Below are 15,492 nucleotides of genomic sequence, written 5' to 3' on the forward strand. Positions count from 1 at the left end.
AAAAAGGAATATTATGACCAGCGTAATTACAGGCGATATTATTAAATCCAAAACAAAGGGAGCCCCTGAAATTTGGATAAACACATTGAAAGAGGCTTTATCCTATTTATGTTCTGATGCATATTGGGAAATATATCGTGGAGACAGCTTTCAAATTGAAATAAAAGATATCCATCAAAGTTTTATTTCAGCAGTCTATATTAAGGCATGTATAAAAACTGTTAAAGGTTTAGATGTACGATTAGCAATAGGTATAGGCAATAAAACCTACCAAGGCAACAAGGTAAGCGAGTCAAACGGAGAAGCTTTTGTTTTTTCGGGTGAAACTTTAGAAACCCTAAAAAAAGACAAACAAAATTTACGTATAAAAACAAAACATTTTAATTTAAACAAAGAACTCAATCTTTACTTTAAATTAGCTTTAACCTTCATGGACAATTGGACGGTAAATTCAGCAGAAATAGTAAAACTAAGTATAGAAAACACTAATGCTTTACAACATGAACTAGCTAACATGTTAGGAATAAAGCAAGACGCTGTTAGTAAACGCCAAAAGCGTGCAGCACTAGATCATATTTTAGAAATAGATATTATGTACAGACATAAAATTAGTGAATTATGATGCTTCTTATTAAACTATTATTAGCACATATTATTGGCGATTTCTTTCTACAACCAAAACATTGAGTAAAAGAAAAAGAAAAGAAAAAGCTAAAATCTCCAAAACTATACTTACATATAGCGATACATTTTGCACTCCTATTCCTTATTCTTTGGGATATAACACTTTGGCCAATTACATTGATAATAGGAGGTTCGCACCTAATAATAGACGCTATTAAATTGATGCTTCAAAAGAAGAAAAACAAGCGGTTATTTTTCTTTATAGACCAAGTGTTGCACGTTTTAGCTATTCTAACCACATACTTCATTTATACTAAAGCAACACTTGATTTTAATAGCATATTCTCAGAGCAGAGTTTATTACTCATCACATGTTTAGTATTTTTAACACGACCTGTTTCCATCATAATGAAGACCATTTTTACTAAGTGGAATATCTCGAAACTTACCGAAAATAACGAATCTCTTAAAGATGCAGGAATGTATATTGGTATTCTTGAACGTTTATTGGTATTTGTTTTTATTATAACCAATCACTGGGAAGCTGTGGGTTTTTTAATTACTGCAAAATCGGTATTTAGATTTGGTGACTTAAAAGAAAGTAAACACCGAAAACTCACCGAATATATCCTTATTGGTACACTTATAAGCTTTGGTATTGCCATTACTGTTGGACTAATTTTTAATATACTTACATAAAAAAACCATTAGCATAACTAATGGTTTTTAAAATTTTATGTTTTTACAATTACTGCTTTACAAAACGCTTTGTTTGTGTGCCTTCATCAGAAATTAATCTTACTAAATATACACCATTGTTCCATCGGGAAACATTTACCTCTTTAGTCTTTGTATGTATTTTATCTGCATAAATCTTTTTGCCTAAAACATCAAAAACCTCCACAGTTGTATTATTATTTATTTTTGATAACCTTAAGTTTAATTCATTTCTTCCTGGATTTGGTGAAATTGAAAATTTGTTTTTTTCTAAATCCTCCAATCCAAGGTTATTTACAACCGTAATGGTTCCTGACATATTTCCTGCTCCATGAATACCACAAAGATAATCGTTTACACCTTCTACATTAAATGTATAAGAAAAGGATTGTCCTATTCCGGTAAGAACCCCACTATTAAATGTTTCAACCGAATTACCAATTGAATTTTCAACTGTATGAGAAAAAGCATCAGTCCATGTCCAAAGAACTGTATCTCCAATGTCTATGGTAAGATCCATTTCAGATCCATTTGCAAATCTTTCCCAATTAAGGTTGTGAGTTGTTTGTCCTTGAATATTACAAAAAACAAATAAAAAGAGTAAAAGTAGTTTTGTTTTCATAATTGTTTTTTCTTAAAGATAATAAAAACAATTTAATCCTTTGAATTTGAGGGTTTTTTAAAAAAGGCACTACAAAAAAACCATTAGCATAACTAATGGTTTTTAAAATTCTATGTTTGTACAATTACTGCTTTACAAAACGCTTTGTTTGTGTGCCTTCATCAGAAATTAATCTTACTAAATATACACCATTGTTCCATCGGGAAACATTTACCGTTTTAGTCATTGCTTGTATATTATCTACATAAATCTTTTTACCTAATACATCAAAAACTTCTACAGTTGTATTATTACTGAGTTTTGAAAGTCGTAAATTTAATTTATCTCTTCCTGGGTTAGGTGAAATTGAAAAGGCATTTTTCAACTTACTACTTCTAGTATTTAAATACGTAGTATAAGCTGCTATATTATCAAAATTTGAAATTTGTACTCTTAAATCCCCCTTTTTTAAAGAAGTCTCGCTTCCATCGTTACTTAAAATTCTCATTTCTGAATTAACGTCTGCCAAAACATTAGCAATAACGTCTGATCCTGATACTTTTGTAAAGTCAGAAACTGTAATTGGTATTTCAATGGTTTGCCAACCTCCTCCAGTAGGTACAACAACTGCATTTGTTGATCCAATCCATGTATTATTACCACCCCAGAAAGCAACCCTTAAATGTAAATCATTTACGCCTGCGTTCCTTACGTCCATTCTAATGGCTACAATACCAGCAGATGTATAATCAATCAGCCATCTAGAATCAGTATTATACATAATATGCCTTGACCCTCCATTAAAGTCTTCAACACCACTATTACTCATCTGTAAATAATTATCTCCAGCTCCAGCTGGACCATCAGTTGATATATTAGTTGGTTCATAGGCATTAGAAAATTTATGTTTCCAGCCTTGAACGGTACCATCTTCAAAATCATCCAGTTGAGAAAAACCCGAAATAGACATTAATAATGAAAAAAATAAAAAAAGTAGTTTTTGTTTCATAGTAACATTTGAGATTAATTAGTGTAAAAATAATAAATTCAGTTTATTAACATATAAAAATTCGTTAAAACGAAGTAATTACTTACTTAAATACATTTTACGTCTAGAATATAAATCGTAAAACTCGTCGTCTTTTAAACTATCAATAAATAAAATACTCTCTCCAGTACTCTTCATCTCTGGTCCTAATTGCTTATTCACGTTAGGAAATTTATTAAATGAAAACACAGGTTGTTTAATAGCATAACCCTCTAATTGTGGGTTAAAGTTAAAGTCTGTTACTTTGTTTTTTCCAAGCATCACTTTAGTTGCATAATTTACATAAGGCTCACCATAAGCTTTTGCAATAAATGGCACTGTACGAGAAGCTCTTGGATTTGCTTCTATGATATATACCATATCATCTTTTATAGCAAATTGAATATTTATTAATCCAACTGTATTTAATGCCAATGCAATTTTCTTGGTATGATCTTTAATTTGCTGCATTACTAAATCCCCTAAATTAAATGGTGGTAAGGTTGCATTACTATCACCTGAATGTATTCCACAAGGTTCTATATGCTCCATTATACCAATAATGTAAACGTTTTCACCATCGCAAATAGCATCCGCTTCAGCTTCAATAGCACCATCTAAATAATGATCTAATAATAGTTTATTGTTTGGAATTTTTCGCAATAAATCTACTACATGTTCCTCTAATTCTTCCTTATTAATTACAATTTTCATTCCTTGACCTCCCAAAACGTAAGAAGGACGAACTAAAATTGGAAAATCTAATTTATCAGCAACAGCTAAAGCTTCATCAGCTGTTTCGGCTGTATCAAATTCTGGATAAGGAATGTTTAACTCTTTTAATAGTGTTGAAAAACTTCCTCTATCTTCGGCTAAATCTAATGCTTGGTAGCTAGTTCCTAGTACTTTGATACCGTATCTATCTAGCTTTTCAGCAAGTTTTAAAGCGGTTTGCCCTCCTAACTGTACAATGACACCTTCTGGATTTTCGTGGCGTATAATATCGTAAATGTGTTCCCAGAATACTGGTTCGAAATATAATTTATCGGCAGTATCAAAATCGGTTGAAACAGTTTCAGGATTACAGTTAATCATGATGGTTTCATAACCACATTCAGCAGCAGCCAATACACCATGTACACAACAATAATCAAACTCGATTCCTTGACCAATTCTGTTAGGTCCAGAACCAAGAACTATAATTTTCTTTTTATCGGTTACAATACTTTCGTTATCTGAATATCGTTTTCCATCAGCAGTTTCAACTTCATTTTCAAACGTTGAATAATAATACGGCGTTTTGGCTTCAAATTCGGCCGCACAAGTATCTACAAGCTTATATACACGATTGACATTCATTTCATCACGCTTATTATACACCTGACTTTCTAGGCAACCAAGCATATGCGCTATTTGTCTGTCGCCATACCCTTTTTGCTTTGCTTCAAGCAATAGTTCGCGCTCAATAGTATTTATTGTGAAGGTCGATATTTCTTTCTCAAGAAGGTATAGCTCTTCATATTGCTTTAAAAACCACATGTCAATTTTTGTGATTTCATGAATTCTACTTAAAGGAATTCCCATTTGTATGGCATCGTAAATTACAAACACTCGATCCCAACTTGCATACTTTAATTTGCTAATAATTTGGTCATAATCTTTATAGCCTTTACCATCTGCGCCTAGTCCGTTTCTTTTTATTTCAAGTGATTGTGTTGCTTTATGAAGAGCTTCTTGAAACGAGCGTCCAATTCCCATGACTTCTCCTACCGATTTCATTTGTAATCCTAGAGTTCTATCTGAACCTTCAAACTTATCGAAGTTCCAGCGAGGAATTTTTACAATAACATAATCTAACGTTGGTTCAAATAACGCAGAGGTAGATTTTGTGATTTGATTTTCTAGTTCATCTAAATGATAACCAATAGCTAATTTTGCCGCAATTTTAGCAATAGGATACCCTGTTGCTTTACTTGCTAATGCGGATGAGCGCGATACACGAGGGTTAATCTCAATAGCAATGATATCTTCGTTCTCGTCTGGACTCACCGCAAACTGCACATTACATCCTCCTGCAAAGTCACCAATACTACGCATCATATGAATGGCCATATCACGCATTTTTTGGTAAGTTCTATCACTTAGCGTCATTGCTGGTGCGACTGTAATAGAATCTCCAGTATGAATTCCCATTGGATCCATATTTTCAATAGAACAGATAATTACGACATTATCATTGGCATCACGTAACAATTCCAGTTCGTACTCTTTCCAGCCTATTAAGGCTTTATCTATCATAACTTCATGAATTGGAGACACTTCTAATCCACGTGTTAGCAATTCATCAAAATCTTCTTCTTTATAAACAAATGAAGCTCCAGCTCCACCTAAGGTAAATGATGCTCTAATTACTAAAGGAAAACCAAATTCCTGAGCAATTTCTTTACCTTTTAGGTATGATGTTGCAGTAGCTTGAGGTGCCATTGGCACTCCAATTTTTAGCATCAATTCTCTAAACTGCTCTCTATCTTCAGTAATATTTATTGCATCAATATCAACACCAATGATTTCTACTCCAAAATCTTCCCAAATGCCTTTTTCATCTGCTTCAATACATAAATTCAAAGCTGTTTGTCCACCCATTGTTGGCAATACAGCATCAATTTGTGGATGCTCTTTAAGTATTTTTACAATGGACTTGGTGTTTAAAGGCAGCAAATACACGTGATCTGCCATAGATGGGTCAGTCATAATTGTTGCAGGATTCGAGTTAATTAAAACAGTTTCTATTCCATCTTCACGAAGTGAACGAAGTGCTTGAGAACCAGAATAATCGAATTCGCATGCTTGTCCAATAATAATTGGACCAGAACCTATAATTAAAATGGAGTTTAAATCTTTTCTTTTCGGCATTGTTTATAATTTATTTAAAAATTTTTCAAAAATAATTAACGACAGGATATAAAAAAAGGCGTTACAACCAGTAACACCTTTAATATATTAACAATTGTTAATCATTATTTTTTATGTCTTAATTCTGAAGATACAGATAATTTCTTTCTTCCCTTAGCTCTTCTACGTGCAAGGACTTTTCTACCATTAGCAGAAGCCATTCTTTCTCTAAAACCATGCTTGTTTCTTCTCTTTCTTTTTGATGGTTGAAACGTTCTTTTCATTTTAATATATCTTTAATAATCTTCTTAAATATCTTTTTGTTCACACTTTTATGTCTCCAAAAGTGCGGCGCAAATATACAAAGCCTTTTTTATTTGACAAACCTAAATTTAAAAATATTTTTAATTGTTTTTACTACCTTTGCAATCTTAAATTTAAACACACGAAATGTACAATAAAAATATTAAGTTAATTCTTGCAGTTTTAATCTTTGGATACGCTATTTATCAATTTGTTGAAGGCTTTATTGGTAATGGTATTATGTATGTTTTATTATCGTCTATCTTTTTATTTTTATATTTTAAAAATGAATTTATCCTGTTGGCATTTTTAAAATTAAGAAAACAAGACTTTGATGGCGCCAAAAAATGGCTAGATAAAATTAAAAATCCTAAATCTGCTTTAACCAAAAAGCAACAAGGTTATTATAACTACTTAAATGGTATTATGGTATCTCAAACCAATATGAATGAGGCAGAAAAATATTTTAAAAATGCTGTTGCTTTAGGATTATCTATGGATCATGATATGGCTATGGCTAAATTAAATTTAGCAGGCATTGCTTTTAGCAAACGTCGTAAACAAGAAGCACAAAAGCTATTAAGTGAGGCACAAAAGCTTGATAAGCGTAATATGTTAGCTGACCAAATAAAAATGATGAAGCAACAATTTAAGAAAGCTTCTATACCTAATCAGCATTATGGAAGTCCTACGTCGTCAAGACAACATCGTAAAAGTAGAAGATAAAACTATTAGAGTAAAGGTGCCCAAAGCCTGCAAAACGATTCTTTTATCTTATTTAATCTTGGTCTTTTTTTCCAAGAGTTATAATCAACCTCTTCGCAGTCCTCTATGTCTAACATAAACTGTTTTTTAAGTTTATTAGAGACACCTTCGTCATAGACTAGTGCATTGACTTCAAAATTAATATTGAAGCTTCTGTAGTCCATATTAGCTGTTCCTACTGAGGAAAAAACATCATCAATCACCATTGTTTTTGCATGTACAAAGCCTTTGCTATATCTATATACTTTAACGTTTGCCTCCAATAACTTTTCAATATATGAATTGGTAGCGTATTGCGCAGTCCAAGAGTCAGAGCTTTTTGGTATAATAATACGCACATCTATATCGCACCTTGCTGCAACTTGAATTGCTGTAATAATTTCATCATTTGGGATAAAGTAAGGTGTTGTTATATATACATAGTCTTCGGCATTAGTTATAGCTGTAAATATAGCTTCCATAATATTAGCCCAATCTGAATCTGGTCCACTAGAAGCTATTTGTATGCCTAATTTGTTATTAAGTTTTGTGCTTGAAAATAAACTATTAGTAATTTTTAAATTGTTATTTGACACGAATTGCCAAGTAGTTAAAAACAATATTTGCAATGATTTAACAGCTTCACCTTTTATTCTTAAATGTGTGTCACGCCAAAATATTTTATCTGTTTCATAGTTCATATAGTTATCAGATATATTCATTCCGCCTACATAGCCTATTTCTCCGTCAATGACTACAATTTTTCTATGGTTTCGGTAATTCATCTTACCAGTAAATTGATTAAAAAGTACAGGCATAAAAGGGTAAAACTCAACACCACTTTCTGACATTTGTTGTCGTGCCTTCTTCGAAATTTTGCTTCCAACATCATCAAAAGAGACTCTTACTTTTATACCTTCTTTAGCTTTTTTACATAATGCAGAAATGACTTTACCTCCAATAGTATCATCTTTCAAAATGTAATACTCTAAGTGAATATGATGCGTTGCTTGTTGTATATCTTCAATTAAATATTTAAACTTTTCTTCTCCATTAAACAGAATATTTACTTGATTATGTATGGTTAGCTTAGTCTTCTCGTTATTGTGCAGTAGCTTAATGAGTTTATTTTTCTCATCTAATAACTCATCTATTTTTTGAAGCACATTGGGTTGTAACTCTAATTCTTGTTCTACTTCTTTAATAACCGTTCGGTTACGAATATTTTTCCGATTAAATATTTTTGTTTTGCGATATTCTTGACCAAAAAAGTAATAGACTAACAACCCTAAAAAAGGGAATATCGCCAACATGAGAATATAGGAATATGTTTTATTTGGATTCCTATTTTTTTGAATAATTACAAGGGCTGCCGAAATTGCAATAGCATAATTTAAAAATATAAGTATGCTCCAAAAATTATCCTTAATAAATGTCACTATTTAAGGCTTTGAGTAATAACCTTTTTCTGGAATTTCTATAAAATATTCTTTGCGTGATTTATTATTAAGATGTGGTTGTCTTAACCAAGGATTGTGCAGCTTTAATATTTTGTAGTTTATGCCTAGTTTTTCTGAAAACTCAACAAAATCAGTTACAGCAGTATCAACAGCTACTTTATATGTTGGGATAGGTTTGTATAAATCTTTGTGCCTAAAGTTAAATCCGTATTTATCTGGATGATTTAAAATTTCTTTTAAAGCTACAATTCTAAACATATAGCGTCCAGTCTCCTCACCTAGCAACAAATCGTAATAATCGGTTACATTTTGTTCTTTTAAACGCCTTGCTATTCCTGCTTTTCCAGCATTATAAGATGCCGCTGCAAGTGTCCAGGTTCCAAAACGTTCTTTGGCTTCCAGTAGGTATTTACAAGCAACTTCGGTAGCTTTTTCAAGATTATAACGTTCATCGACATTAGCATTGATTTCCAATCCGTTTTCTCGCCCTGTAGCTTTCATTATTTGCCAAACACCTCTTGCTCCTGCAGGAGATACAGCGTTTGTTAATCCGCTTTCTATTACTGCTAAATACTTAAAATCGTTTGGTATGCCATGCTTTTCAAGAATAGGCTCTATAATTGGAAAAGCTTTATTAGCACGCTTAAACATTAATAAAGCGTTAGACTGCCAATACGTATTAACAAGAAGTTCTCTGTCCATTCGTTCTAAAATATCAGGATCTTCTAATGGGAGTGCTTCTCCTGCAAAATCTAAATTTTCAGGAACATTCAGGGCATAAACATTATAGTCGTTTATGATTTTCTTTTCTAAATTTTCATCACTTGGAGCATCTTGAACTGCAAAAACCAACAATCCAGATAAACTTATTAATCCAAGACATGCTAAAATATTTTTTATTGTCTTCATCATTTATAAAAAGTTTATTTGGTCTAAAATAATGAAAAAACTGAAACTGCAATAAATTTTAACTAAGAATCAATTCTGGCAAGTGTGTATTAAACCACTTGTATTTATTAATAATCATTACATGCGTTCCTCCTTTTACTGTAATGCAATTTGTAATATGTTTTATTGGAAATACTGGATCTTTATCTCCATGAATATGTATAATACCTGGTATTACTTCTTCCTGTTCCCAACACATCATATTATGAATAGCCCAATCTAAGTACCTTTTATCATTAACCGACAAGTACTTTTTATACAATTTAACACGTTTTTTTATGGTTTCACCAAAGGCGTATTTGGCAAACGAATCGAAATTACCAACAAACTGCGTAGGCAACAATTTATAGGCCTTTGTAGCTTTTGCTAACTTCATTTTTATAGGTAGTTCATGCTTAGTTTTTACACTTGACACAATAATGAGTTTTTTTAATTTTAAAAATTTACTCATCTCTTGAACTAACACGCCTCCAAACGACACACCAAGTAACACCACATCATCATACTCTATTTTACTAGACATACGCTTTGCATAAGTTACCAAGGTTTCATTAGGTTGAGGTATCACCCATTCCAACAAATGTATCATGAATTTATCTTCAGGTAGTTTGATAAATTCAAAAATTGAAGGGTTCGCTGCCATTCCAGGCATGAAGTAAACATGTATTAACTCTTGGTTCATATGTAATTAAGCCACTGTTTATAAGGTTTATAATGATTTTTTTAGTAACTTTGCATGACAAAACTATACAAAATAGTTCTTTCTCCATTGAATAAACAAACTAATTATGATAGATGCAGCTGAACTTATTGACAACACCTTTTTAAGACAATTTCAACTAGACGTTGAAGGGGATTTAGCAACTATTGAATATTCTTTACAAGACCGAAAGATTTTTTTAACAAAACTTACTGTTCCAGAAAGTGTTACAGACGATGTATTTGTTGAGGATTTTTTAAAGCTGGTTATGGAAAATATTCAAGACAGAAACATTAGTGTGGTACCAACAAGCCCACCAATTGCTAAATTTATTAGAAGAAACAGGCGCTATAAAAGCATGTTGCCTGTTGGTGTACGAATTTAATAAAAAAGTGACTTTTGAGTCACTTTTTTAGTTATAACACCTTAACAGCCGCATTCAGAAAACTAAAACGCACTAAACCGTCTTCGTCAATTTCTGTAAGCTCTATCTTATGTAAAGTATTAACTAGTTCAGGGTTCCAAGGTGTTTTTACCTTAATATAATTTTCGGTAAACCCGTGAATGTAACCTTCTTTATTTTCACTTTCAAATAATACTGTTCTCGTTGTGTTAAGTTGGCTTTCATAAAACGCACGACGTTTTTTAACTGATAAGCCTCGTAACATTTTACTACGCTTGGAGCGTACATTTTTAGAAACAACGCCATCCATCGATGCCGCTAGCGTATTATCCCTTTCAGAATAAGTAAACACATGTAAATAAGAAATATCTAACTCTGTAAGGAAATTATAGGTTTCCAAAAAATGTTCGTCTGTTTCTCCTGGAAACCCAACTATAACATCTACACCTATACATGCATGAGGCATTACTTGTTTTATTTTATTGACACGATCAACATATAACTCACGTAAATAGCGACGACGCATTAATTTTAACAACTCGTTGCTTCCACTTTGTAAGGGAATATGAAAATGTGGTACAAACGTCTTGCTGTTTGAAACAAAATCTATAGTCTCGTTTTTAAGAAGATTAGGTTCTATGGACGATATTCGCAAACGCTCAATACCTTCAACTTCATCTAAAGCCTGAACTAACTCGTAAAAAGTATGTTCATGCTTTTTATTTCCAAACTCCCCTTTACCATAATCACCAATATTAACTCCTGTAAGTACAATTTCCTTAATATTTTGCTCAGAAATTTCTTTAGCATTCTTTAAAACATTTGCTAAAGTATCGCTTCTAGAAATCCCTCTTGCTAACGGAATTGTACAGTAAGTACACTTGTAATCACAGCCATCTTGCACTTTTAAAAAAGCACGCGTACGATCGCCTATCGAGTAACTACCAACATAGAAATCGGCATCTTCAATTTCGCATGAATGCACTTCTCCAAAATCATTCTTAGTTAAATCGTTTAAATAATCGGTAATTTTAAACTTCTCAGTGGCTCCAAGCACCAAGTCCACACCATTAACATCTGCTAAGGTTTCTGGTTTTAGCTGTGCATAACAACCAATAGCCGCAATAAATGCGTCAGGGTTTGCTTTTTGTGCTTGCTTTACAATGGTTTTAAATCGTTTGTCTGCATTTTCGGTTACAGAACACGTATTTATTACATAAATATCTGCAGCTTCAGAAAAGTCAACACGATCAAATCCTTCACTTTTAAAACTTCTTGCAATTGTAGAGGTTTCTGAAAAGTTAAGTTTACAACCAAGTGTATAAAAAGCGACTTTTTTTCGTTCCATAAATTGTCATCCTGAACTTGTTTCAGGATCTTTTAAAAAAATTATCTTTGCACAACAAAAAGTTTCCTGATTTTGAAGGAATAACGGATTATTGAGCGTGCAAATTTACAATATATAAGCCAAATGATAAAACAGATTACTCTTATAATAAAAGACTTAAAAGTATATACCTTATTTATTAGTACCTTTATTGTATTATGTTCTTGCTCTTCTAATGATAAAACCAAACACAATGCTAAAGTTTTTAGATATAATGAACACAAAAATATTGGGTCATTAGATCCTGCATTTGCTAAAGATTTATCTGATATTTGGGCAGCAAATCAGTTATTTAATGGTTTAGTACAAATGGACGATAGTTTAAACGTACAACCAAGCATCGCTAAATCATGGCTTATTTCACCTGATGCGCTTTCATACACATTTACATTAAGAAATGATGTGTATTTTCATAAACATGTATTATTTGGAAGTGACTCCACAAGATTAGTGACTGCAAAAGATTTTGAATACAGCTTCAATAGATTAAAAGACAAACAGGTAGCATCACCTGGAAGTTGGGTTTTAGGGAAAGTAGATAGTTTTAAAGCAGTAAACGATAGTACTTTCAACATTCAATTAAATCAGCCTTTTCCTGCATTTTTAGGATTACTGACTATGAAATACTGCTCGGTTGTACCAAAAGAAATAGTAAAGCATTATGGTAGCGATTTTAGATCAAACCCAATTGGTACAGGACCTTTTAAATTTAAACGGTGGGAAGAAAACTTGAAGTTGGTATTTAGAAAAAACAACAACTATTTTGAAAAAGATGACCAAGGAAACTCGTTACCTTATTTAGAAGCGATAGCCATTACCTTTTTACCAGACAAACAAAGTGAATTTTTGCAATTTGCTCAAGGAAATATTGACTTTGTCTCTGGATTGGATGCATCTTATAAGGACGAAATATTAACTGCAAAGGGAGAATTACGTGAATTTTATGCAGATGATGTAAACATGATTCGAGGACCTTATTTGAATACAGAATACCTAGCATTTTTTATGGATTCAAATGTTCCTGAGGTACAATCAGACCTATTAAGAAAAGCTGTAAATTATGGTTTTGACAGAAAAAAAATGATGACCTATTTGCGTAATGGCATTGGCATTCCTGCTAATGGTGGTTTTATACCCAAAGGATTACCTGGTTATAATAATACTATTGGCTATACATACCAACCTGAAAAAGCCAAGGCGTTAATTACTCAATTTAAAGAAGAGACAGGAAATCAAACCCTGGAAATAACCATTACCACCACTAGCAATTATTTAAGTTTTTGTGAATATATCCAACGAGAATTACAAAAACACGGACTTTTGGTTAATGTGGATGTGATTCCACCTTCAACACTTAAAGAAGCCAAAGCTAACGGAAAGCTTGATATGTTTAGAGCAAGCTGGATTGCCGATTATCCAGATGCTGAAAACTATTTATCGCTCTATTACAGTAAGAATTTTGCACCTAACGGTCCTAATTACACACATTTTAGTGATGAGCAGTTTGATACTTGGTATGAGCAAGCGTTTACTGAAACAGATACAAAAAAACGCGAGCAATTATACACAAAAATGGACTCATTAGTGATGAGTAAAACACCTGTGGTTAATATGTTTTATGATGAAGTAGTACGTTTTACTAGAAAAGAAGTAAGTGGTTTGGGCATTAACCCTATTAACTTATTGAAGTTAAAAAAAGTTATAAAAAAATAATTCTTAATCGAACTATCCAATAATTTGTTTTATAAACCACCTCCCAAGGCAGCCACAAATAAAATCGCACCTGCACCCACTATAAGTAATACTCCAATATACCCTATACCTAATATTCCAACAACATTTGATTTACCTTTGCTATATAGATGGATTTCGTTAACCAAATCATCAGTAAGTAGAATTTTCACATTTTTATCCAATTTGTTTTCATTAACAATATTATCGTTATAAACTTGCTTAGATTTACTAGATTGTCTCTTAGCAATACCATATAATTGGGTTTCCTCTTCAAATAATTTTTCAAACCTATAACTTACATTTGTAGTAGATTTGACTTTAACCTTTTTTTCAGATAGAATTGCATCTTCTTTTGTTGATGTCTTAGAATTATAAATTCTACAGCTTTGAAACAAGATGACAAAAGTTAATACAAAAGGAAGTGATTTTTTCATAATTAAATGGTTTAGTTAGTAATTCTTTTGCTAAACAGCATAGAGAATAAAAACTAATTGGGAATCAGAAAAAATTCTTTAGGCAATCCGATAAGGCGTTAGTAAATAAACAAGTAGTAACTACAACCTTAGTAAGGCTAATATAAACTATTTAATTAAATATATTGGAGATTATGAAGGTCTATATTCTTTTGTTATTTCAAACACGTGTTCCAATATAGCAGCATCCTGCTTTGTGAATTCAATATTACGCCTGCTCATCACTACCTTGGCTACCTCAAATGCCTTTTTTGTTAAATAGGTAGTAAATCCGCTATTGCCTCCCCAACTAAAACTAGGTACAAAATTTCGCGGAAACCCACTTCCAAAAATATTGGCACTCACACCAACAACAGTTCCTGTATTAAACATGGTATTAATACCACATTTGCTATGGTCTCCCATCATTAATCCGCAAAATTGCAATCCAGTTTTAGCAAAACCTTCGGTTTCATAATCCCAAAGTCTTACCTCAGCATAATTATTTTTTAGGTTAGAATTATTTGTGTCTGCTCCTAAATTACACCATTCTCCTAGCACTGAGTTTCCTAAAAATCCATCGTGACCTTTGTTTGAATAACCAAATAGTACAGAGTTATTTACCTCTCCTCCTACTTTGCTATGTGGTCCTACAGTTGTAGGTCCATAAATTTTAGCTCCTAATTTAACTGTGGCGTGTTCACATAAAGCAAAAGGCCCTCGAATGATACTACCTTCCATGATTTCGGCATTTTCACCTATATATATTGGTCCAGAACTGGCATTTAAGGTTACAAATTCTAATGTTGCTCCTTCTTCAATAAAAATATTTTCAGGATTAATAACATTGACGCTTTTAGGGATAGCTTGCGATTTTCGGTCGTTAGTTAACAACTCAAAATCATCTTGTATAGCATCACCATTCTTTGAAAAAATATCCCAAGTATGTTCAATACTTAATATTTCTCTTTCAAATTCAATAGCTTCGTAATCGTCAAAATTAACAGCTTCTTGATCTTCTTTAGTATAGAATGCTATAACATCATCATCTTTAAAAATAGCTTGGTTTTCACTTAAAGACTTAATTAATTCAATAATTTCTCTATTAGGTAAAAAAGAAGCATTAATCATTATGTTATGTTCTACTTCAACCATTGGATACTTATCTGTTAAGTAATCTTCTGTCACTGTAGAAGTTGTGTAACCTAAGTAGGTTTCCCATTTTTCACGAACAGTTAAGATCCCTATTCTAATATCGGCAACAGGTCGTGTATAGGTAAAAGGCAATAACTTGTTGCGAGAAGGCCCATCAAAAAGAATATAGTTCATTGTATTAGGTGTATTAGATAACCCAAAGTTACATTATAAAATTAACACTGAGTCGTCCTAAAATAGGTTGACAGTTTATAAATAAAAATTAGATAGGACCAGTGAAGTTAACTTCACTGGTTTTTTTGTTGTGTACAAAGTTAGGTGTTTTGTAATTAAGGCTCAAATGTG

At 32.2% G+C, this 15,492-nt stretch carries 14 protein-coding genes and 1 pseudogene; 5 read left to right on the forward strand and 10 right to left on the reverse strand.

Translation table 11 applies throughout. The features are described from left to right. Window positions 1–13: 13 nt before the first annotated feature. Complete coding sequence (locus tag E5167_RS12485; RefSeq protein ID WP_136844481.1) at window positions 14–622, forward strand: transcriptional regulator; 609 nt, start codon at window positions 14–16, stop codon at window positions 620–622. Further along, window positions 622–1,323 (forward strand): annotated as a pseudogene (locus tag E5167_RS12490) (DUF3307 domain-containing protein). Before E5167_RS12485 ends, E5167_RS12490 begins: the two are co-directional and overlap by 1 nt. Window positions 1,324–1,372: 49 nt before the next feature. On the opposite strand, the gene E5167_RS12495 reads toward E5167_RS12490, so the two are convergent. The 4 genes from E5167_RS12495 to rpmH form a co-directional block, all read right to left on the reverse strand. Continuing rightward, on the reverse strand, window positions 1,373–1,963 hold the full coding sequence (locus E5167_RS12495) for a T9SS type A sorting domain-containing protein (protein WP_136844482.1): 591 nt from the start codon (window positions 1,961–1,963) through the stop codon (window positions 1,373–1,375). 124 nt (window positions 1,964–2,087) lie between these two features. Beyond that, the gene (locus E5167_RS12500; protein ID WP_136844483.1) at window positions 2,088–2,951 is read right to left on the reverse strand and encodes a glycan-binding surface protein; all 864 of its coding nucleotides are present in this window, start codon (window positions 2,949–2,951) and stop codon (window positions 2,088–2,090) included. 78 nt (window positions 2,952–3,029) lie between these two features. Further along, window positions 3,030–5,882 (reverse strand): carbamoyl-phosphate synthase large subunit, encoded by a 2,853-nt coding sequence (gene carB / locus E5167_RS12505; RefSeq protein WP_136844484.1) that lies wholly within the window; start codon window positions 5,880–5,882, stop codon window positions 3,030–3,032. Between the two features lie 104 nt (window positions 5,883–5,986). Continuing rightward, window positions 5,987–6,145: a 50S ribosomal protein L34 gene (rpmH, locus tag E5167_RS12510; protein WP_136844485.1), complete on the reverse strand. Its 159-nt coding sequence runs from the start codon at window positions 6,143–6,145 to the stop codon at window positions 5,987–5,989. A gap of 166 nt (window positions 6,146–6,311) precedes the next feature. Between rpmH and E5167_RS12515 the strand changes: the two genes are divergently transcribed. After that, window positions 6,312–6,890 (forward strand): tetratricopeptide repeat protein, encoded by a 579-nt coding sequence (locus E5167_RS12515; protein WP_136844486.1) that lies wholly within the window; start codon window positions 6,312–6,314, stop codon window positions 6,888–6,890. Between the two features lie 5 nt (window positions 6,891–6,895). On the opposite strand, the gene cls is transcribed toward E5167_RS12515, so the two are convergent. Genes cls through E5167_RS12530 form a run of 3 tightly spaced genes read right to left on the reverse strand, consistent with a single transcriptional unit; the run spans window position 6,896 to window position 9,998 of the window. After that, complete coding sequence (gene cls / locus E5167_RS12520) at window positions 6,896–8,347, reverse strand: cardiolipin synthase (RefSeq protein ID WP_317130389.1); 1,452 nt, start codon at window positions 8,345–8,347, stop codon at window positions 6,896–6,898. Between the two features lie 3 nt (window positions 8,348–8,350). Next, entirely contained in the window at window positions 8,351–9,277 is a 927-nt protein-coding gene (locus E5167_RS12525) for a lytic transglycosylase domain-containing protein (RefSeq protein ID WP_136844506.1), read from the reverse strand. A gap of 58 nt (window positions 9,278–9,335) precedes the next feature. Next, complete coding sequence (locus tag E5167_RS12530; RefSeq protein ID WP_136844488.1) at window positions 9,336–9,998, reverse strand: alpha/beta hydrolase; 663 nt, start codon at window positions 9,996–9,998, stop codon at window positions 9,336–9,338. 106 nt (window positions 9,999–10,104) lie between these two features. On the opposite strand from E5167_RS12530, the gene E5167_RS12535 reads away from it, so the two are divergent. Then, window positions 10,105–10,401 carry a GNAT family N-acetyltransferase gene (locus tag E5167_RS12535; protein ID WP_211242152.1) on the forward strand — a complete coding sequence of 99 codons (297 nt, stop codon included), beginning with the start codon at window positions 10,105–10,107 and terminating at the stop codon, window positions 10,399–10,401. A 31-nt stretch (window positions 10,402–10,432) separates the two neighbouring features. Here the strand turns inward: E5167_RS12535 and mtaB are convergent, their stop codons facing one another. Beyond that, complete coding sequence (gene mtaB, locus E5167_RS12540) at window positions 10,433–11,767, reverse strand: tRNA (N(6)-L-threonylcarbamoyladenosine(37)-C(2))-methylthiotransferase MtaB (protein WP_136844489.1); 1,335 nt, start codon at window positions 11,765–11,767, stop codon at window positions 10,433–10,435. 123 nt (window positions 11,768–11,890) lie between these two features. On the opposite strand from mtaB, the gene E5167_RS12545 reads away from it, so the two are divergent. Then, the gene (locus tag E5167_RS12545; protein WP_136844490.1) at window positions 11,891–13,519 is read left to right on the forward strand and encodes an ABC transporter substrate-binding protein; all 1,629 of its coding nucleotides are present in this window, start codon (window positions 11,891–11,893) and stop codon (window positions 13,517–13,519) included. 29 nt (window positions 13,520–13,548) lie between these two features. On the opposite strand, the gene E5167_RS12550 is transcribed toward E5167_RS12545, so the two are convergent. Both E5167_RS12550 and E5167_RS12555 read right to left on the reverse strand, forming a co-directional pair. Continuing rightward, entirely contained in the window at window positions 13,549–13,974 is a 426-nt protein-coding gene (locus E5167_RS12550; protein WP_136844491.1) for a hypothetical protein, read from the reverse strand. 171 nt (window positions 13,975–14,145) lie between these two features. Continuing rightward, window positions 14,146–15,321 (reverse strand): GlmU family protein, encoded by a 1,176-nt coding sequence (locus tag E5167_RS12555; protein WP_136844492.1) that lies wholly within the window; start codon window positions 15,319–15,321, stop codon window positions 14,146–14,148. Window positions 15,322–15,492 lie beyond the last annotated feature (171 nt).

The sequence above is a fragment of the Pontimicrobium aquaticum genome, assembly GCF_005047595.1.
In the GTDB taxonomy this organism is placed as follows: domain Bacteria; phylum Bacteroidota; class Bacteroidia; order Flavobacteriales; family Flavobacteriaceae; genus Pontimicrobium; species Pontimicrobium aquaticum.